Source organism: Maricaulis maris, from assembly GCF_003634045.1.
In the GTDB taxonomy this organism is placed as follows: Bacteria; Pseudomonadota; Alphaproteobacteria; order Caulobacterales; family Maricaulaceae; genus Maricaulis; species Maricaulis maris.
Genome location: NZ_RBIM01000007.1, coordinates 231,800 through 251,942 on the forward strand (window position 1 = coordinate 231,800; position 20,143 = coordinate 251,942).

The 20,143-nt window shown below is 63.2% G+C and carries 14 protein-coding genes and 1 tRNA gene; 11 read left to right on the forward strand and 4 right to left on the reverse strand.

Translation table 11 applies throughout. The features are described 5' to 3' along the window. Positions 1–114: 114 nt before the first annotated feature. Positions 115–693 (reverse strand): hypothetical protein, encoded by a 579-nt coding sequence (locus tag C7435_RS15085; RefSeq protein WP_075190935.1) that lies wholly within the window; start codon positions 691–693, stop codon positions 115–117. A gap of 159 nt (positions 694–852) precedes the next feature. On the opposite strand from C7435_RS15085, the gene C7435_RS15090 reads away from it, so the two are divergent. From C7435_RS15090 to C7435_RS15140, 11 genes are all read left to right on the forward strand, one after another. Continuing rightward, positions 853–928 (forward strand) — tRNA-Lys (locus C7435_RS15090). Between the two features lie 616 nt (positions 929–1,544). Next, positions 1,545–3,263 (forward strand): carboxylesterase/lipase family protein, encoded by a 1,719-nt coding sequence (locus tag C7435_RS15095; protein ID WP_121212320.1) that lies wholly within the window; start codon positions 1,545–1,547, stop codon positions 3,261–3,263. A gap of 116 nt (positions 3,264–3,379) precedes the next feature. Beyond that, positions 3,380–5,251, forward strand: coding sequence for a monovalent cation:proton antiporter-2 (CPA2) family protein (locus tag C7435_RS15100; protein WP_121212321.1), 1,872 nt, complete (start codon positions 3,380–3,382; stop codon positions 5,249–5,251). 93 nt (positions 5,252–5,344) lie between these two features. Next, positions 5,345–6,994: a L,D-transpeptidase family protein gene (locus tag C7435_RS15105; protein ID WP_121212322.1), complete on the forward strand. Its 1,650-nt coding sequence runs from the start codon at positions 5,345–5,347 to the stop codon at positions 6,992–6,994. Between the two features lie 332 nt (positions 6,995–7,326). Further along, positions 7,327–8,406, forward strand: a complete 1,080-nt coding sequence (locus tag C7435_RS15110) for an OmpA family protein (RefSeq protein WP_233350801.1) — start codon at positions 7,327–7,329, stop codon at positions 8,404–8,406. A 231-nt stretch (positions 8,407–8,637) separates the two neighbouring features. Next, positions 8,638–9,924: a cystathionine gamma-synthase family protein gene (locus C7435_RS15115; RefSeq protein WP_121212323.1), complete on the forward strand. Its 1,287-nt coding sequence runs from the start codon at positions 8,638–8,640 to the stop codon at positions 9,922–9,924. 79 nt (positions 9,925–10,003) lie between these two features. Then, positions 10,004–11,269: a hydrolase gene (locus C7435_RS15120; RefSeq protein WP_121212324.1), complete on the forward strand. Its 1,266-nt coding sequence runs from the start codon at positions 10,004–10,006 to the stop codon at positions 11,267–11,269. Between the two features lie 19 nt (positions 11,270–11,288). After that, complete coding sequence (locus C7435_RS15125; protein WP_121212325.1) at positions 11,289–12,305, forward strand: arginine N-succinyltransferase; 1,017 nt, start codon at positions 11,289–11,291, stop codon at positions 12,303–12,305. Positions 12,306–12,309: 4 nt separating this feature from the next. Beyond that, positions 12,310–13,764: a succinylglutamate-semialdehyde dehydrogenase gene (gene astD / locus C7435_RS15130; RefSeq protein WP_121212326.1), complete on the forward strand. Its 1,455-nt coding sequence runs from the start codon at positions 12,310–12,312 to the stop codon at positions 13,762–13,764. Then, positions 13,761–15,101 carry an N-succinylarginine dihydrolase gene (gene astB / locus C7435_RS15135; RefSeq protein WP_121212327.1) on the forward strand — a complete coding sequence of 447 codons (1,341 nt, stop codon included), beginning with the start codon at positions 13,761–13,763 and terminating at the stop codon, positions 15,099–15,101. Before astD ends, astB begins: the two co-directional genes overlap by 4 nt. 101 nt (positions 15,102–15,202) lie before the next feature. Then, positions 15,203–15,634: a response regulator gene (locus tag C7435_RS15140; RefSeq protein ID WP_170150497.1), complete on the forward strand. Its 432-nt coding sequence runs from the start codon at positions 15,203–15,205 to the stop codon at positions 15,632–15,634. 14 nt (positions 15,635–15,648) lie between these two features. On the opposite strand, the gene phhA is transcribed toward C7435_RS15140, so the two are convergent. From phhA to C7435_RS15155, 3 genes are all read right to left on the reverse strand, one after another. After that, complete coding sequence (gene phhA / locus C7435_RS15145; RefSeq protein ID WP_121212329.1) at positions 15,649–16,530, reverse strand: phenylalanine 4-monooxygenase; 882 nt, start codon at positions 16,528–16,530, stop codon at positions 15,649–15,651. A 163-nt stretch (positions 16,531–16,693) separates the two neighbouring features. Continuing rightward, positions 16,694–17,905 carry a beta/gamma crystallin family protein gene (locus tag C7435_RS15150; protein ID WP_170150498.1) on the reverse strand — a complete coding sequence of 404 codons (1,212 nt, stop codon included), beginning with the start codon at positions 17,903–17,905 and terminating at the stop codon, positions 16,694–16,696. A gap of 104 nt (positions 17,906–18,009) precedes the next feature. Further along, positions 18,010–20,115 (reverse strand): AsmA family protein, encoded by a 2,106-nt coding sequence (locus C7435_RS15155; RefSeq protein WP_170150499.1) that lies wholly within the window; start codon positions 20,113–20,115, stop codon positions 18,010–18,012. Positions 20,116–20,143: the final 28 nt, after the last annotated feature.

Genomic DNA, 20,143 nt, shown 5'->3' on the forward strand with positions numbered 1-20,143 from the left:
CAACAACCGGCGTGAGCCGGGAATGACGACGTGCGTCATCATCATTCACCAAGACAACGGGGAGGGGCGGGGATTTGTTCCGCCAGCCTGCATGACAATGCGGTAAGGCGCGGTCTATTCCTGTTCGGCCTCGACCAGTCCATAGGCCTCGAAGGCGCGTCGCATCTGTGCCGGCGGACAGCCGAAACCGTCATATAGGCCGCGCAGATAGGCGCGTCGGCGTTGCGCCATTTCGCGTTGCTCGCGGGCCTCGCGTTCGATCCGGCCGGCGCCGCCAAGGAAGCGAACAACGGGACGGACCGGGTTCAGGCCGACAATCGTGGAGTGATAAAGGCCGCGGGCGCCGTCCGCCGCGGCGTCAGGCGCCTGCGCCGCGATGTGGGCGCTCTGGCCCATCCAGGTGTCGTGGTCATGATCCTCTTCCTCGGCCAGGCGCTGTTCTTCCTCGATATCCGGGCCGAGCACGACGGTCAGGCGGGCAATGTCCTGGGAAACGGTGGAACAGCGCCGCGGTGAGCCGTCACCGCCATAGGGGGTGGGCACGGTTTCTTCGCCCTCATCGACCATGATCCGGCCCGGGCGCTCGCGCGGCAGGCCGACAGCGTCTTCCAGCGCTTCGGCGGTTTCCTCGCGCGCAAAATTGCTCGCACTGCCGGTGGATTGCCGGGTGGAACTGCATGCGCTCGCGCTCATCGCCACGACCAGACATGCCAAAAGACTCAATCTTGCCCTCATGCGCTGCATTTTAATCGGTGATTGCGGCGAAATCTCATCAAAAATGCTGAAATCAGCAGGCAAAGCCCGATTGACCCCCCGGAATCGCGCGTATAGGTTCCGCCCTCCTCGTTCGGGGAGCCGATAGCTCAGCTGGTAGAGCAACTGACTTTTAATCAGTAGGTCCAGGGTTCGAATCCCTGTCGGCTCACCATTTCAAAGCCTTCCGCAATATCGCTAGTAATGGGACGTCGCCGCGTGCGGGACTCCGTCCCATTGACCGCACGCGCGAGGCGCGGACCCGTCCATAAAACCCATGCCAGCCAGCGGGCCGTATCCGGTTCTTGAGGTCAAGGGCGGCGCAGCCGCCGCTTCGCGGTTTCACCCTTGAGCTCAAGAACCGGATACGGCTTTCTCCCGGCAAGGGTTGAATGGCGAGGTGCGCGCATCACGCGTCTTTCCGACCGCGCGCAGGAACAGGCGCGTCACGCCGGCGTTCAAGTCTTCCAACACTTCGCCACCGTCATCGCCGGCTTGTCCGGCGGAACTCGTTCATGCGTTCAACGGGGAAGCAAAGGTCCCCCGGATCGCGGCATTGCCGCGCCTGTGGGACGACGACGGTGTTGGTGCGAAGAGGCTGGGACTTGGCACATACCTCTGTCTCCGTACGCTCTCGCGCCGGAGAGGGAGGGGCGTAGCGTGTACGACAAGCACCTGTCAGTCTGCCGCCGCGACATCCCGGGAAATGGAAAACCGACCCTTGGCTGTGTTTGGCTTGACCTTCCTGCCATACCACCCCAGCTTCTCCGCAATAAAATGGGGAGGGGTTCATGCGTATCCGATATTTGGCATTGGGATTGGCAGCGCTGGCGGTCTCGGCGTGTTCGTCTGACGAGGAGGCCGTCTTCACGCCGGTCGCGGCCGAGGATCTGGTGCGTATGGTCGGGCAGGGCGAGCTGGTCGGCTTCGAAACCGAGGCGGGCGCCGCGGCCTGGATGGCCGTACCCTATGCCGCGCCGCCGGTTGGCGAGCTGCGCTGGCGGGCGCCGCGCCCGCCCTTGGCCTTCGACGCACGGCTGGACGCGCTTCAGGCTGGTGCGGTCTGCCCGCAGGTGACGAATAATCTCTCGGCTGGCGAGATCTATGAGATCGGCGAGCTGATCGGTGCCGAGGATTGTCTCACACTCGATATATATGCCCCCCGCGACGCGCAGCCCGGTGATGAGCTGCCGGTGATGATGTGGATCCATGGCGGCGCCAATGTCTGGGGTTCGTCATCCGCCTATGACGGCTCGAACCTAGCCAGCCAGCAGGGCGTGATCGTGGTCGCGGTGCAATACCGGCTTGGGCCGTTGGGCTTTCTGGCCCACCCGGCGCTGCGGGCGGATGCGGAGATCGCCGATGATGCGGCGGCCAATTTCGCCCTTCTGGATCTGGTCGCGGCACTGCACTGGATCTGCGGCAATATCGAGATGTTCGGCGGTGATGCCGGGCGGGTGACGATTTTCGGTGAGAGTGCCGGTGCCTACAATATCGCCGGCCTGATGGCGACGCCGCAGGCGCGCGGGCTGTTCCATCGGGCGATCATGCAGAGCGGTGGCACCGCCTCGGTTCCGCTCGATATCGCCGAACAGGGCGGCGGCACCGATGCCGTGGCCGCTCTGGCTGCGGCGACGGCCATCGCCGGCGATGGCGCCGATGGTGCAGCGTTGCGATCGGCGACGCTGGAAACGGTCTATGCCCCTTATCGCGACGCGGTCGGCGAACTGACCTCCCTGCCACGCATGATCGAGGACGGGGTGACGCTGCGCGAAGGCGGGATACTCGCGGCGGCCGAAGATCCGGACGGGTTTGCGCCTGTCCCCCTGATCACCGGCACCAATCGCGACGAGATGAAGCTTTATACGGTGTTCAACCCGCAGCTGACGCGGCGGCTCGGCCCGCTGGTCTGGCTGCGGGATCGCGACGCCTATGAAGCCGCGGTCGAATATCCCAGTCGCAATTGGCGTCGCAATGCCGTTGACGACCTGCTGAACCGGCTGGCGGCAAACGGGCGCAGCGATATCTGGGCCTATCGCTTTGACTGGGATGAAGGCGGCTCGGTGCTCGTGACCAATACAGGTGAGCTGTTGGGCGCCTCGCATGCCATGGAAATCCCTTTCGTGTTCAATCATTTCGAACTGTTCGGATCGTTCGATCGCATCCTGTTCAATGATCGCAATGCCGTCGGCCGCCTCGAACTCGCCGACACAATGGGAGCTTATTGGGCGCAATTCGCGGCCACCGGCGAGCCGGGTGACGGCATTGGCATGGGGCCGGACTGGCCGCGATGGACCGATACTGGCGCGGCGCTTCGGTTCGACACGCTCGATGATGGCGGGCCGGAAGTGTTCGCACGGACCGAGAGCCCGCTCGCCATCGCGTCGGACCTTGCTGCCGACGATCGGGTGAATGATGTCGAGCGCTGCCGCATCGCCGCTGGCATGACCACGCGCGAACCCGTTTTGACGCCCATTTTCGACAGCGTGCTGGACTGCCCGCAGGGCTAGTGGTCTGCTCAGGCACTTAGCCTCGCTGCGTTGCAACAAGCCACTGGTGACATGGGCGAGGCGCGTTATGCTGAGGTGGGCAGGGTATTCGGCTCGCCCGTGATTCGGCGGTTGGTATGGACTCACTCCTCTTCCAGGCAGCCATCTATCTCGGCGCCGGCGTGATTGCCGTCCCGATCGCGCATCGGCTCGGCCTCGGTTCGGTGCTCGGATATCTGCTGGCCGGCGTCGCGATCGCGCCAGTGCTCGATCTGGTCGGCTCCGATCCGGAAAGCGTCCAGCATTTTGCCGAGTTCGGCGTCGTGATGATGCTCTTCCTGGTCGGCCTGGAACTACAGCCTCGCCTGCTCTGGGACCTTCGCGTGCGCCTGTTCGGGCTTGGCGGTTTACAGGTCGCCGTGACAACCGCCGCCGTTGCCGGTTTCTGCCTCGCCATCGGTCTTGATTTGCGCCTGTCGATCGCGCTCGGCCTCATCTTCGCTCTGTCCTCGACCGCCATCGTCCTGCAGACACTGGGCGAAAAGGGCTGGTTGCGGACACAAGGCGGGCAATCAGCGTTCTCGGTTCTTCTCTTCCAGGACATTGCCGTCATTCCGATGCTGGCGCTGATGCCATTTCTTGCCCTGCCCGGCGGCGGGGAGGCGGCGGCGGAACTGGCGGCGCATGGCGGGGGCGATACGCCGTTCACGCATCTGCCGGCCTGGGCACAAGGTCTGGTGACGCTGGGCGTCGTCGGAGCGATCGTGCTTGGCGGTCGCTATCTGACCCGGCCGGCCTTCCGCATCATCGCCCGCACCGGCCAGCACGAGCTTTTCCTGTCGGCGGCGCTCTTCCTGGTGATCGGGATCGCGGTCCTGATGAGCATGGTCGGTCTGTCGCCGGCACTGGGCACATTCCTTGCCGGCGTGTTGTTGGCCGAGAGCGAATACCGCCACGAGCTGGTCAGCGATCTCGAGCCGTTCAAAGGCCTGCTTCTGGGCGTGTTTTTCATCACGGTCGGGGCGAGCATGGAATTCTCCCTGCTGGCGGACCATCCCGGCATGATCGTCGGACTTACCCTGGCCTTGATCGGTGTGAAGGGGTTGATCCTGCTGGGACTTGCCTTTGCCTTCCGGATGAAGGGGCGGGCGCGCTGGTTGTTTACCTTTTCCCTCGCCCAGAGCGGTGAGTTCGGCTTTGTGTTGTTGGCCTTTGCCAGCGGCGTCGACGTGGTGCCCGACGCTGTTGCCGAAATTGCCGGCTTGGTCGTCGCCCTGTCGATGATGGCGACGCCGGTGCTCATGATCGTCTTCGAGCGCTTTGTATCGCCGCGTGTGCGCCGGCCCGCATCGCCCGAGCGCGAAGAGGACCTGATCGAGGAGGAGGCACCGGTCATCATCGCCGGGATGGGGCGTTTCGGGCAGATCGTCCAGCGCTTGCTGGTGATGGACGGCTACAAGCCGGTCGTGCTCGATAACTCCGCCGAGCATATTGAGGGCCTGCGCAAATTCGGTATCCAGGTCTATTACGGTAATGCCATGCGACCGGGCCTGTTGGAGGCTGCCGGTATTGCCAGGGCGCGTTTGCTGGTCGTGTGTACCGACAGCCGAGACCGCGCGGTCGAACTGGTCCATCACGTCAAGCAACGCTATCCGCATGTCTATGTGATCGCCCGCGCCGCCAGCCGGGAGCATGTCTATCAGCTGCGCGCGGCCGGTGCCGACCTGGCGATTCGCGAGATGTTCGGTTCGTCACTCGATGCGGCGCGGCGCTCGCTTGAAGTGTTGGGCGAGGCGCCGGAACGGGCGCGCCGCAAGACCGAGGCTTTCGCCCGTCATGACGAGGAGAGCCTGCAGCAATTATTCGAGGTCTGGGACGCCGACACCAATGTCTATGACAATGAAGCCTATATGGAAAAAGCCCGATCACGTGTTGTCTCCCTGGCCGAAATCATGGCCGAGGACATCGGAGATCCGGATGAAGACCCCGCGCGCGATGAAACCGAATAGGCTGGTTTTGCGTTGAGTCGAAACACCTCCCTGCGGAGGTTACAGGTCGGGCTGAATTGGTTAACGTGGTGTCGGCAGTGAGGGGGCCTATCGGTGACACAGCACCGCAGTTTTACGACGATCTTCGTCGGGGTGATTGTCGGCATCTTGCTGGTGTTGTCCTCGGCATTGTCGGGGGCGATGGCGGCGGCCATGCAGGACGTTGTTGTGCCCGGTTCCGACACCGCCGGCGAGACACCGGTCGAGGTCGTTCCGCTCACCCCGGCCCGACCGCTCGCCGACCTCGATCTGTGGGCGTCCCGCATCAATGGCTGGACCGAGGCGCATCGCGAGGCGATCAGTGTCCGCCTGTTTGACGCCTCCAGTCATGGTTTGCCGGACCTTGATCCCTTCGCACGCGCCATTCTCGATCCCGCGCGGCCCGAATCCGAACGGAATCATTTGGCCGGACTGGCGTATCTACGGTTTGCCGGGTGGCTGGAGTACGGCTTGATCGATGCCGAGACGCACGCGCCCCGGCGTCTGTTCGACAGTGAGGCGTCGCTGCTTGTTCGCCGTCTCGGCTGGGCCTTTGAAGCCGGGGATGCCGCCCAAGCGCTCGATGACAGTGTTCCCCAGGTCCGTGATTATGATGCCCTGCGCCTGGAAATGATGCGGGTGCTCGCGGTCACGCCAATCTGGGCCGGGATCGAAAGCGGTCCCTCGCTCAGCCTCGGCGACAGCGGTCCGCGGGTCGATCAGTTGCGGACGCGGCTGACCTCGGAAGGCCTGCTGGATACGGTTTGGCGCGATGGCGACCCGTTCGATCTCCGGCTCGAGACCGCGGTGCGGCGCTATCAGGGGCGGGCGAATCTCGCACCATCCGGGCGCCTGGACCAGGCGACGCTGCGCCAACTCAACCTTCCGCCAAATCGTCGCATTGGGCAGTTGATGGCCAATCTGGAACAGCGCCGCTGGCGGACGCGCGAGCTGGGGCGCCGCCATATCTGGGTCAATCTTGCCGATTTCAGACTGGAAGCCTGGGAGAATGGCGAGCTGGTTCGTGAGCACGAAGTCATGGTCGGGCGACAAGCCAGTTCGACGCCCGAGTTTTCAGAGGACATGCAGTATATTGTCCTCAATCCATGGTGGGGGTTGCCGGCCGGATCGGCGCGGCCGCGCTTCCAGTCCTTCCGACGCAATCCCGGCCTGGTGCGCCAGCACGGATTCCGGATCTACAACCGGGCCGGCGAACCGGTCTCTGTTTATGAGATCGACTGGAGTCGCTGGGGCAATGACTGGCCGTACCGCATGTCGCAGCCGCCCGGGCCGACCAACCCGATGGGGGAGGTGAAGTTCATTTTTCCCAATCGCCACAATGTTTACATTCACGATACGACCGAGCGTGACCAGTTCGTGCGGACCCGCCGGGACTTCTCGGCCGGCTGTATTCGCGTCCGTGATCCGCTTGCTTTGGCAAGCTGGGTTCTCGCGGGGCAGGCGGGTTGGGATCGTGATCGCATTGATGCCGTCACGGCGGGCAGTTCGCCGACCGTCGTGTGGCTCGACGAGCGCATTCCGGTCCATATTGCCTACTGGACCGTCGTCGGCGACGGCGAGGGGCGCGTGCGATATCTCAATGATCTCTACAGGCGCGATGGTAGCGTTATCGATGCCTATCTCGCAGCCTACGAATCCGGGTCCGGCCTGGCGCTGCCAGTGTCACGCGGTTCGGCCGGCCCGGTCGCTGCCAGCTTTGATTGAATGCATCGGGATATCCCCAAGCCGATGTAATCTTGCTACAGGTTAGACCGGCTGAACTGGCAAGTCAGCGACGCCGCCCGGGTTCTCAACGTTTTGAAAATGAACAAGAATATATTTTGATGAGCGCTTGGTTGCAAATTGAGTGTAGCATCACTGCAACGGGTACGAATTTTTACACCAAATGCTTGATTTCGCCCCCTGCGGTGTAGCGCTCGCGATCTAATTGTAGTAGAAAAAATCATAGGTATTGCCTTTTCAGGCCTTATCCTCGTGTCCGGCATTCGGTCGGAAACGGTCAGTCACACCAAGGGAGCCTCGCTCCCGGAGGGGGAATGATGAAGAAACGGCTTTTTACGGCGGTCGCCGTTGGGGCCTTCCTGGCAGCGGGTCCCGCGTTCGCTGACGAAGGCTGGTATGTGAGCGGCGCTGTCGGTTATGGCGGCCCGGGTGATACGGATGTCTCCGGTTCGCTGAATGGTGAAATTCAGGGTGAAGGCAATTGGCGCGAAGCCGTTGCACTTGGCTATGAATGGATGGACGGCTTCCGCCTCGAAGGCGAGCTGGCGCACCGCTACAATGATACGGGCGCTGTCGGCAGTTTCGAGCACAGCCTCAGCGACTTCCAGATCTGGTCTCTGATGGCGAACGCTATCTTTGACTTCAATCCGGATGGTTCCTACCACCCGTATGTCGGTCTTGGTCTCGGCCTTGCCGAAGTCAGCGGCACGCTTACAGGCTTCTCGGCCGGTACGACACCGATCAACCCGACTGCAGCGGACTACGTCATCGCGCAGGGCAGCGACAATCCGTTCGCTTGGCAGGTGATGGCCGGTATCGGCTGGGATCTGACCCAGCGTCTGACCCTGGACACGGAATACCGCTATTTCTCCACCGGCAGCACGGATTTTGATCCGGGCGTGAGCGTCGATGGTCTTGGTGGTCATGAAGTGTGGGTTGGTCTGCGTTATTCCTTCGCAGCTCCGCCGCCTCCGCCGCCTCCGCCGCCGCCGCCTCCGCCGCCGCCTCCGCCTCCTCCGCCGCCTCCGCCTCCGCCGCCTCCTCCGCCGGCGTGTGACGATGTCAGCTTCCCGGTCTACTTCGAATGGGATAGCTCGACGCTTACGGATCAGGCGCGTGCTGTTGTGGCTCAGGCTGCAAACCAGCGTGGTTCCTGCGGTGTCACTCGCGTGACCGTCGCCGGCTTCACAGACCGTTCCGGTGCAGCGTCCTACAATGTGGGCCTGTCCGAGCGTCGTGCCCGCGTTGTTCGTGACGAGCTGGTCCGCCTTGGCGTGGCAGCGAGCACGATCTCGATGGAAGCCTTTGGTGAGACCCGCAACGCCGTTGCGACCGCCGATGGTGTCCGCGAGCCGCTGAACCGTCGTACGGAAGTGGTTATCGTCCTCGATTAATCCTCGAGCACGAGCACTGAAATGGATGCGGCCCGGTGTTTGTCACCGGGCCGCATTTTTTTTGTTCTGGCCGCGCGTTTGGAAATTTAATGCGGCGAACGCGCTGTTTCGGGGCATGATTGGGCGGTTTTTCTGCTCTGCTGAGGACAGGCTTGACCGGTCCGGCAGGGCGGTACAAACCGGCTGAAATCCTTCGCACCATCCAGGTCGCGAAGCGTCGGGAGGACACTGATGAGCAAGCCGGACAAATCCTATCGCAAGCGACAGATCGCCGGGCACACGCTGAGCCCGGAAACCCAGATGATGAGCTATGGTTATGACCCGAAGCTCTCGGAGATGTCGATCAAGCCGCCGATTTTCCTGACATCGACCTTTGCTTTTGCGACGGCCGAGGATGGTGCTGCCTTTTTCCGGGTAACGCTGGGCCAGGCCGAGGAGGGCGATCCCGAAGCCGCCGGTCTGATGTACTCGCGCTTCAACAACCCGAATATGGAAGTTCTGGAAGATCGCCTGGCGCTCTATGACGGCGCTGACGAAGCCGCCGTCTTCTCGTCCGGCATGGCGGCAATTTCGACCACGCTGATGGGGCTGGCCCATGCGGGTTCGGTCATCCTGCAGTCGACCCCGCTTTATGGAGGAACCGAAAGCCTGATCCGCAAATTTCTGCCGCACTATGGCATCAAGTCAGTCGACTTCTTCGCTGGCGCCCGCGAGGACGAATTGCGCGATGCCGCAGAAGCGGCCATGGCAGAAGGCGAAGTCTCGGTAATCTACACAGAGACCCCGACCAATCCGACCAATGATCTTGTCGATCTTGCGGCTTGTCGCCGGATCGCCGACATGATCGGCGAGAAACAGGGCAAGCGCCCCTGGATTGTTGTCGACAACACCTTCCTCGGTCCGATCGGCCAGGCGCCGATCGCGCTCGGCGCCGACGTCGTCATCTATTCGCTCACCAAATATATCGGCGGTCATTCCGACCTGATCGCCGGCTCGGCGTCCGGGTCGAGTGCGGCCATGGCCCAGATCCGCGGGCTGCGCGGCTATCTCGGCACCAATCTGGATGCCCACACTTGCTGGATGTTGCTGCGCTCGCTGGAGACTGTGAAGATCCGCATGGAGGCGGCGGCGCTCGGTGCCCGCAAGGTGGCCGAGTATCTGCGCGACCATCCCAAGGTCGGTCGTGTCCGCTATCTTGGTTTCCTTGAGAAAGGCACGCGCGATGGCGATGTCTTCCACGCGCAATCCTCCATGGCCGGCTCCACCTTTGCCTTTGACCTTGCGGATGAGAAGGCGGCTTTCCGCATGCTCAATGCGCTGCAGGTCATGAAGCTGGCGGTCAGTCTTGGTGGAACCGAGACCCTGATCTGCCACCCCGGATCAACCACCCACCGGGGTGTCGACCCGGAACTGCGCAAGCGTCAGGGGTTTTCGGACGGGCTGGTGCGAATTTCGGTCGGTATCGAAAACCCCGACGATCTGATTGCCGATCTCGCCCAGGCGCTCGAGAAAGCCTGATAGCGCGACCATGTAACCCCGGTCGACACATCCTGTCGGCCGGGGTGGACGGCTCCGTTTAAACGGCTATCACTGGATCATGCACGACAAACTGGACCTCAATCCGGACGAACGCGCCGTACTCGACTGGGTCGATACGCGGGCCGATGGCATGATCGAAACGGTCAAGGCCTGGTCGGCGATCAATTCCGGCAGCCGCAATGCGGCCGGGCTGGAAGCCATGCGCGCTGAACTCGAGACGGCCTTCGCCGAGACCGGTGGCGAGATCAGCGCGATTGAGCTGCCGCCAACCACCGTGGTCGATCCGGACGGCACGGTCCGCGAGCAGGCCTTCACGCCGTCCTTTCACTGCCGGATCCGGCCGCAAGCGCCGATCCGTATCGTCATGACCGGCCACCACGACACTGTGTTCCCTGCCGAGAGCGCCTTTCAGGCCACCCGTCTGTGGGATGAGGACACGCTCAATGGTCCCGGTGTTGCCGACATGAAGGGCGGCATTCTGGTGATGTTGCACGGCATTCTCGCCCTGGAGCGTTCGCCCTGGAAGGATGAGATCGGCATCGATGTGTTGATCAGCCCGGACGAGGAAATCGGTTCATTGGGTTCGGCTTCGGTGATCGCCGAGCTGGGCGCTGGCGCCGATATCGGCATGACCTATGAGCCGGCCCTGGCGGATGGATCGTTGGCCGGTGCACGCAAGGGGTCGGGCAATTGGTCGTTGAAGGTCACCGGTCGCGCGGCCCATGCCGGCCGTGAACACCATCTCGGGCGGAACGCCCTGGCGGCAGCCTGCCAGTTCGGCCTCGGCCTTGATGCGCTCAACGGCAAGCGTCCTGATGTCACTTTCAATCTCGCCCGCATTGATGGCGGCGGTCCGCCCAACGTGGTGCCGGACAATGCCGTCGCGCGTTTCAATGTCCGTGTGAAAACCGAGAACGACCGGGTCTGGGTTGAAGCAGAGCTGGAACGTCTCGTCGATGAGATCCGCATCCGCGACGGTATCGGGGCCGAGCTGCATGGTGGCTTTACCCGACCGCCCAAGCCGATGTCACCGGCCAATGCCAAAATGTTCGAATGGACCAAGGCGGCCGGTTCGACACTGGGCCTCGACATTCGCTGGCAGGATACGGGCGGGGTCTGTGAGGGCAATAATCTCTGGGCCGCCGGCTGTCCGAATGTGGATACATTGGGCGTCCGCGGTGCCGATATCCATTCCGATCGCGAGATCGTCAAACTGTCCAGCTTTGCCGAACGCGCCAAATTGTCAGCGGTCATGCTGATGAAGTTCGCGCAAGGCCAATTCGACGCGCGAGAAGCGCGCGCCCTGGCCAAGGGCCGGGCCTGAAGACTGATCGGGAGGGATCATGCTGATCGTACGTGCGGCCAAACGGTCGGACCTGGATGCCTTGGTGCGGCTGGCTGATGAGGCCGGCACCGGCTTCACCTCGCTTGCCGTTCCGCCCGAGGTCCTCGAAGAGCGCTTGACCAAGTCCGAGGCGGCGTTTTCCGGTCCTGGCGACACCCAGACCGAAGACACCTACCAGCTGATGCTGGAAGACACCGAGACCGGCAAGATTGTTGGGTGCTCGGCAGTCAAGGCAATGGTCGGGGTGTCGAAACCCTATTGGGATTTCAAGATTATGACGCTGGCCCAGCACTCCACCGAAGCGGACCGCCGCTTCGATATGGACGCCATGTTGCTGGTCAATGATTTCGCCGGCGCGTCCGAGGTGGGCACCCTGTTCGTATCCGAAGCCGGTCGCGGCAGCGGCGCCGGACGCCTGGTCGCCCAGTCGCGCTATCTCCTGATCGCCGCGGGGCCTGACCGGTTCGGCGACAAGGTGCTCGCGGAATTGCGCGGCGTGGTGCATGAAGACGGTTCATCGCCCTTCTTTGACCATGTCTCGCGGCCCTTTTTCCGGATGGACTTCGACGATGCCGACCGACTGTCGGCGGGGACCGACAACCAGTTCATCCTCGATCTCGGCCCACAACACCTGATCTATGTCGACCTGTTGCCGGAGGCAGCCCGGGTCGTGATCGGCAAGACTCACAAAGATGGCGAGGGCGCCTACAACCTGCTCAAGTGGGAGGGCTTCCACTATGATCGCTATGTGGACATTTTTGATGGCGGCCCGCTGGTGTCCACCTGGACCGAAAATATCCGCACCCTGCGCGAAAGCCGCGAGGTAACCGTACGCGCCGCGACTACCGCAGGCGGTGCCGAGGGTATTCTTTCGACCGACCGGTTCGAAGACTTCCGGACCTGTCAGGTCCAGCTGGTGGATGACGGCGATGTTGTGGGCGTTTCATATGACACCATGCAGGCACTCGACCTGCGCGAGGGCGACCGCGCCCGTTTCTGGCGACGCAAGAGGTAGGATCATGAATTTCATCAATGGCGAATGGCGCGACGGCACTGGCGCGGAACTGGTCTCCCACAATCCGGCTGATGACAGCCAGGTCTGGTCCGGTCGCACGACGGCCCCGACCGAGGTCGATCAGGCTTTTGCGGCAGCCCGAGCCGCTTTTCCGGCCTGGGGGCGTCGTCCGCTCGCCGAGCGCATCGCGATTGTCGAGCGCTTCAAGGCCGAGCTGGAAAGTCGCAAGGCCGAGATCGCAGAGCTGATTTCGTGTGAAACCGGAAAACCCCGCTGGGAAGGCCTGGCGGAAGCCGGCGCGATGATCGGCAAGATCGACATTTCCGTAAAGGCCAATGCCGAACGCGCTTCGGGCCACCAGGCGGAGATGCCGTTCGGTTATGCGCGACTGGCGCACAAACCACTCGGCGTCATGTTCGTTCTCGGCCCCTACAATTTCCCCGGTCACCTGCCCAATGGCCATATCGTGCCTGCGTTGATTGCCGGCAATACGATCGTCTTCAAGCCGTCAGAAATCACGCCCGGCGTCGCTGAGGCGATGGTCAAGGCCTGGGAAGCGGCGGGCCTGCCGGCGGGCGTGCTCAATCTGGTCCAGGGCGCCCGCGAGACCGGCGCCGCCGCCCTTGATAGTGGCGAGCTTGATGGTGTCCTGTTCACCGGGTCATGGGGCACGGGCAAATTCATTCACCAGAAATTCGCCGGTCGCACCGGCGTCCAGCTGGCACTGGAAATGGGCGGTAACAACCCACTCGTCGTCTGGGGGGCCGAAGATGCCGAAGCCGCGGCGCGTATCGCCGTGCAGTCAGCCTATGTTACGGCCGGGCAACGCTGTTCCTGCGCTCGCCGGCTGATCCTGCCGGACGGCGAATTCGGTGAGGCCGTGATCGCGGAGATCATCCGGATTGCCGGCGCACTCTCGATCGGACGCTGGGATGACGAGGTTGAACCCTTTATCGGGCCGCTCGTATCGGCGCGCGCCGCACAGGGCGTGCTTGATGCCCAGACTGATCTGGTTCGACGCGGCGCCCGGCCGATTCTTGAGGTCTCACGCATTCCCGAGCTCGGCGACGCTTTCCTGCGTCCCGGCCTGCTCGATGTGACCGGCATCGACGTGCCGGACGAGGAGGTCTTCGGGCCGCTGATCCAGGTGAACCGCGTTGCCAGTTTCGAGGCCGCCATCGCTGCCGCCAACGATACGGCGTATGGCCTGTCCTCAGGTCTGGTCTCGGATGACGAGGCGTTGTGGGAACAGTTTTGGGTCGAGAGCCGGGCCGGGATTGTCAACTGGAACCGGCCGACCTGTGGTGCGGCCTCGAACATGCCGTTCGGCGGACCGGGGCAATCCGGAAACCTGCGGCCGAGCGCCTATTATGCAGCCGATTATTGCGCCTATCCCGTTGCCACCCAGGCTGCTCGTAAGCCCGAGCGCATGGCGGTGAAAGGGGTCGACGGGGCATGACCGCGCGGGAGGCGAATTTCGACGGTCTGATCGGCCCGACCCATAATTATGGCGGACTGTCGGACGGCAATCTGGCCAGTGCCAAGAATGAGGGCCTCGTCTCGTCGCCGCGCGAGGGCGTGCTTGAGGGCCTGGCCAAGATGAAGCGGCTTGCCGATGCCGGGCTGGTCCAGGGCCTGCTGCCGCCGCATGAGCGCCCCTTCCTGCCGCTGCTGCGCCGCGCGGGTTTCACCGGATCCGACGTCCATGTGATCGAGACTGCCTGGAAGCAGGCGCCCGGCCTGGTTCGCAAGGCGAGTTCCGCCTCACCGATGTGGGCCGCCAATGCGGCCACCGTGTCGCCATCAGCCGATACCGCTGATGGGCGCCTGCATTTCACACCGGCCAACCTCCTGACTACGCTGCATCGGTCCATCGAAGGGCGGCAGACCCAGCGTGGCCTGTCCTGGGCCTTCGCCGACAGGTCCCGCTTTGCCGTGCACGCCCCCTTGCCGATGCAGGCGGACTTCGCCGATGAAGGCGCCGCCAACCATGTCCGGCTGTGCGACGAGCAAGGCGGTGAGGGGGTCGAGATTTTTGTGTATGGCCGCACGGCCGGTGAGAGCTGGAGCGGCAGCTTCCCGGCCCGCCAGACGCTCGAAGCCTGCCAGGCCGTCGCGCGGTCGCACGGGCTGGACGCCAAGCGCTGCGTTTTCCTGCGTCAGTCGCAGGCGGCGATCGACGCCGGTGCCTTCCATAATGATGTCGTTTGTGTCGGGACACGGACGACGCTGTTTTTCCATGAGCAGGCCTTTGAGGACCGCGACAGTGCGCTGGAAGCGATCCGGCGGGCGGCGGACGGCCTGTTTGATCCGGTCTTTGTCGAAGTACCGGAAGCCGAGGTTCCGATTGCTGACGCGATCACAAGCTATCTCTTCAACTCGCAGCTTCTGGAGTGGCCGGGTGAGGGGCGCTTGGCCCTGATCGCACCGAAGGAGACCGAGGAAACCGCGACGACCCGCACCTATTGCGAGACGATGGTCGCCGGCAATGGACCGATCGGTCGCGTCGAGTTTGTGGATGTTCGCCAATCCATGCGCAATGGTGGCGGGCCGGCCTGTCTGCGGCTGCGGGTTGTGTTGACGCCGGAAGAACAGGCTGCCGTTACGCCGACCGCCCTGATGACAGACTCGCTTCATGCGCAGCTCACAACCTGGGCGAACACCCATTACCGTGACCGTCTCAGACCCGACGATCTCGGCGATCCGGCCTTGTTGCGGGAATCGCGCGAGGCGCTTGATGCGCTGACGGGAATTCTCAATCTGGGCAGCGGGTTTTATCCTTTCCAGCGTGTCTGACTTGGTCGTCGATATGCAGAATATTCTTATTCTTCAATGCGCTACCCAAACGGGAATTTCGTGATAGGTTGCCGCCTTCATCTCGTCGGGGGAGGACGAAGTTGACTGAGGCCAAGCCTGTTCCGGTTATTCTTGTGGACGATGATCCGGACGAGCACTTCTTGTTCAAGGCGGACCTGGAGGACGCGGGGGTCGACTTCGAGTTCAATGGTTTCACGCGTCCGGAAGACGCGATGGAGCACTTGAATGCGCGCGCCAGCGGTCCGGTTCTTGTCCTGTGCGACTTGAGTCTGGCCGGAGGTGACGCACTGGCTTTCATTCGCGATACCCAGGCACGGCTCGGCGGCGGTGCGATCGGTGTCTATTCCGGTGCCCGCAATCCCGAGATGGAAGAGAAGTGCCGCTCGGCCGGCGCGATGTTCTACATCGTCAAACCGGTTTCCCGCGCCAAGCTGGTCGACGCTCTGGCGAAATCCGGCAAGCTCAGCCTGGCCGAGCAGGGCAATGGCCGTGTGATATTGGTCGCCGGCTGACTGGCGGCGGAAGTTCAGACAGCCTTGGCCTTTCCGGCCAATCCCCCCGCCATCGCGTATTCCTGGCTGCCGCGTGAGTAGATGGTGTCGCCGTCGTCCAAATCTGAGGGTTTGAACTCGGACAGGGCTGGAAGGCGCTCATAGATTGGCGCGAAGTCGGCATAGGTGGCTTCCATCAGCTCGTCATAGCTGTCGATCACAAAATAGCTCTGCTGGAAGTCATCATAGCGGTAATCGGTACGCATGATGCGTTCGAGGTCGAAATGGATCCGGTTGGGTGATTGCGCTTCCAGGCTGAAAATGGATTCGGCGCGTGAGGACACGATGCCGGCGCCATAGATGCGGCGACCTTCCGGCGTGTTGATCAGGCCGAACTCGACCGTGTACCAGTACAGCCGCGCCATGTGCTTGATGGCATCGAACTCCAGCGAGCGCAGGCCGCCCTTGCCATAGGCTTGCATGTAGTCGGCGAATACCGGCTGGGTCAGCAGCGGCACATGACCGAAGACATCATGAAAAATGTCGGGCTCGGGCAGGTAGTCCAGCTTTTCGCCGTCACGGATGAAACGACCCGACACAAAGCGGCGGTTGGCGAGGTGGTCGTAGAAATCCCTTTCCGGAATCAGGCCGGGCACGGTCACGACAGTCCAGCCGGTCAGTTTTTCGAGCTTGTCGTTGACGCGACGGAAATCCGGAATGCCGCCTTCATTGAGATTGAGCATGTCCAAGCCGGCGAAATGTTCCGGCGCGGCGCGGCCCTTGAGGACCTTCATCTGGCGCTCGTAGAGTGTTGTCCAGATCGCGTGCTCTTCGGCGGAATAGCGGTCCCACTTCTGTGCGATGGTAAAGTCGGCGGCGGGTTCCTGTTCGGCCACGACGGGATCATTGACGGGCATGGGTCGGCTCCGGTCGCGCCAGTGCGCGAATTAGTTTCATATGAAACTAATATACGCCGAAACGGCCGTGAACCCAATATCAGTTTTCTGCGAAACCTGCGTTCCGCGCATGAAAAACGCCGCTCCCGGTGCAGGAGCGGCGTTTTCGTGCCAGAGCGTTGATTCAGCCCGTGCAGAGCACATCGACGAGGGCGGCGCATTGGCCGGAGGTGCAGGCCTGGTTCTGGCCGATGAACCAGGTCCGCGTCCGGTTGTAGCGATCAATGCTGTAGTGGGCGGCCTGACGAAGCCCGGCGGCCCGGCACATATGGTCAGCGGCTTCCTGGTCACAACGGCTGCCATAGCCGCCGAGGCAGCGGTCGACCGCATAACCATTGATCTCGGGACGCGGGAAGAAAAGGCTGTCGACGCCACGCGTACCGCCGCGGATCTCGAGACGTCCACCTGGCCCGTTCGGGCCGCCCGGTCCACCCCAGCTGCTGTCGACGCGGCGCAGCGACGTCACGCGGTTGCGCAGGCCGAGGCGCGACAAGTCGCTGATCTCGCCTTCGACGCGTTGGCAGCTATCGGTGAAACCCTCATCATCGCAGATGATCCAGGTCTCGCCGCGTGCCACGATCAGGCTGTCGGCGCGGTCATTGAAGCCCATGCGTGAGAGGTTGGAGATATCGGCATCCACCGCAACGCGCTGGCCGGCGAAATTCGTTCCGTCGAACAGGAAGACGCCGGAGCGCGGTGTTTCGCCGCCACCCGGGCGACCAGGGCGGTTGGGGCGACCGGCATAGTCAGGCTCGGCCGAGCTGATCTCGCCGCCCATGCCGCCACCGATATTGGCGATGTCGCCATCGATGACCATGCAGGCGCCGTCGAAATTGGCGTGCTGGCAGGCAACCCAGGCGCCGCGGCCGCGATGCCGGACCGAGCGCGCCTGGTCATTGAAGCCGATGCGGGTGAAGTCCGGCGTGCTGGCGGTCACTTCCACGGCTCGGCCGGTGAAATTGGGTCCGGAATAGAAAGTCAGCGACGGGCCGCTACGTCCGCCGGGGCGACCGGGGCGCCCCGGTGCGACCGGGCGCAGCGATGTCAGCTGGTCGTTCATGCGGCCCATCGAGGCCTGGCCGGACGTGTGGATTTCACACGTGCCATTGTAGTCGTCATGCTGGCAAAGCTCCCACTCGCCGGAGACGATGCGGAAGGATGAGGTGCGATCATTGAACCGGACCGAGTCGAGATTGCGGACATCGCCGGTCACCTCGACCTGGCGGCCGCGATAATTGCTGTCCTCGAAAAGGATGATCGATTGTGCACTGGCCTGGCCAGCCAGGGCGGTGAGGAACAGGCTGATTGCGGCCTGTCCGATGCGTTTCATTGTCATGGTCATTTCCCCTCATTCGGGTCTGGGCATGGTCAGACCCGACCTTGTCACAGCGATTGTGAACCCCTGCCCGACAGGTGATTCATCCGGCGTTCATCGCCGACCTATTGCGGATCCTGTTCCGGTTCATCGGTCGTTTCCTGGTTGCGGTTGCGGCGCTGGTTGAGCAGGCCACGGAGCAATTGATCGGCCGGATCGCGCTGTTCCGCTTCGTCGCCAGTCGTCGCTTCGTCGTCATCCTCGCCCAGGCCGATCGCGTCGAGCAGGCCGTCACGCAATGCGTCGCGCGGAGTCGTGGCGCCATCACTGCCGAGCGCATTGTTCAGTGCACCTTGCAACAGGGCCCGGCCGACGGCTTCGGTGTCGACACCGACCGACACATTGTTGAAACCGCCGCGCAGCCGGATCGGCACGGTGATGCCGCGCAAATCACGCTCGCCGCCCTGGCCCTGGATGGACGCGACCGCGCGTGGTTGCAGACGGTAGTCCAGCGACTGGCCAGCCAGATTGACATCGCCGGCGCCCTCGACCCGCAGCAGCGGCGACAGCATCAGCAGGTCTTGCTGGGATATCCGGCCGTTCGTGATCGAAAAGCTGCCGGTCAGCGACGAGAAGTCGGTTGCCTGTTGCTCGCCGGTGCTGGCCGCCTCTTCGTCTTCCGCGTCGCCGCTTGTGCCGCTGCCGTCGACGAGCTGACTGACATTGCGGATCGTCTGGGCGATGTTGATGCCGACAATGGCGCCGTCGGCGAAGCTGAAATCGCCGCTACCGGCGAGTGAATTCATGATCGCCGCCTGGGAATTGCCCGACGCCGACAGGTCCAGCGTCATGGCGCCGGTGCCCAGCAGTTTGTCGAACCCGGCGGCCGCTTCCAGGAAGGGGCCGGCATCGAGACTGTCGAGCGAGGCGGTGAGGGAGTAGCTTGGCCGGTTTCCGCGATTGTTGGCAACCACCGTGGCGCGGCCCTGCCCCTCATAGAGCGAGATGTTTTCCAGCGTTGCTTCCAGGCGGCTATTGCGCAGTTCGACGCGCAGACGGGCATCGGTGACCTCGATGTCCTGGAAGACCAGACGTCCGACCGTCAGGCGCAGATCGGCATCGACAATGCCCAGTCCGGCCAGATCGATCGGGGCATCACTCCAGGGCGGGATGCCGCCGCCGGTTGTCGGCGCCGGTGGCGTCGATGTCGCTGGCAGATAGGGATTCACATCCAGCTCGGCGAGCGTCAGGCTGCCGGTCAGGCTTGGCTTGTCGCCGGCCAGATTGACGTTGATGTCGGCAGACCCGGAGATCGCATCCAAGGCCAGTGTCGAAGCTGCAAGGCGGACCTGGCCGGGCGCGCCGGTCAATTGTCCGACCGTGCGGAAGCGCTCCAGATTGTCACCTGCAGGCAGGGGCGCGCCGGCGAAGGCGGCCAATGCGCGAACCGACGGGATGGTGGTGTCGATCCGGCCTTCATAGGCAATGGCCTCGCCCTCCAGGATACGGCCATTGAAACTGAGATCTGCCAGATTGCCGCCGAGCGTCAGCGCGACGGGAGTTTCGCGTCCCTCGAAGAAATCGCGAATCGACCCGAGCGTGGCGGAGAAATCCAGGCTTTCGCCATCGGCATTGAGAGCGCCGGTCAGGCGGGTTTCCGTATCCAGCGACGGCAGGGCGACCGACAGGTCGAGCCCGGTAATGGCCCGGCTCTGATTGCCGTCGGCAAAGTAGATCGCGCCATTCTCGATGCGCACGTCTCCGAAACTGGCCTCGATCGGCAGGGCGCCTTCGCGGCGGACAAACCCATCGCCGGACGGCGCGGGTGTCGGCGTGGCACTGTCGGCGGGCGTGAAGGTCCAGTTATTGCCGGACCGGTTCTGGGCCAGGCGGATGGTTGGTTCGACCAGCACGAATTCGGTGATCTCGACACGCCGGCTCAAAAGCGGAATGAGGCGCACGCCGACCCGCATCTCGCGCATTTCGGCAAAGGCGTCATCGCCGAAGCCTTCGGCATTGGCGATCGATACGTCGCTGGCCCGTATCTCCAGTCGCGGAAACACTTGCAATGAAATATCGCCGGCCAGGGAGACCTCGCGGTTGAGCGCGTCACGGGCGGCGGTCTCGACCGGTTCGCGATAGGTGGACGCCGGAATCACGGATGGCAGGATGAAGATTGCAGCAACTGCGAGAACGACGACCAGACCGAGGGCAACAGCGAGGCGTTTCATGGGGAGGGGACTCCGAAATGGCTGAATT